Source organism: Vibrio sp. bablab_jr001, from assembly GCF_016464285.1.
In the GTDB taxonomy this organism is placed as follows: Bacteria; Pseudomonadota; Gammaproteobacteria; order Enterobacterales; family Vibrionaceae; genus Vibrio; species Vibrio fluvialis.
The window spans coordinates 1-226 of sequence record NZ_JACDWZ010000020.1; the positions used below are offsets into that span (position 1 = coordinate 1).

At 59.7% G+C, this 226-nt stretch carries 1 pseudogene; it reads right to left on the bottom strand.

The features are described from left to right. A pseudogene (locus JIG40_RS23005) lies at positions 1–226 on the bottom strand (phage tail protein); the annotation flags it as partial.

Below are 226 nucleotides of genomic sequence, written 5' to 3' on the forward strand. Positions count from 1 at the left end.
GCTCAAGGCTTTGATGACCAGCATTTCGCTGAACTGCTGCGTCTGATCGATAACCCGGATGACCCGGTTGAGTCCGTCGATGGCAAGCGCCGGGAACAGTCCGGCAATGCTTGCTGAGGCCGTCAGGCTCTGCGCGATCGCAAGGTTGTGTTCATACCGGGCGCGGGACAAACACGCGTCGGCGGACTGTAACTGATCGCAGATAATCACCCGTGTGCGCGAGGCA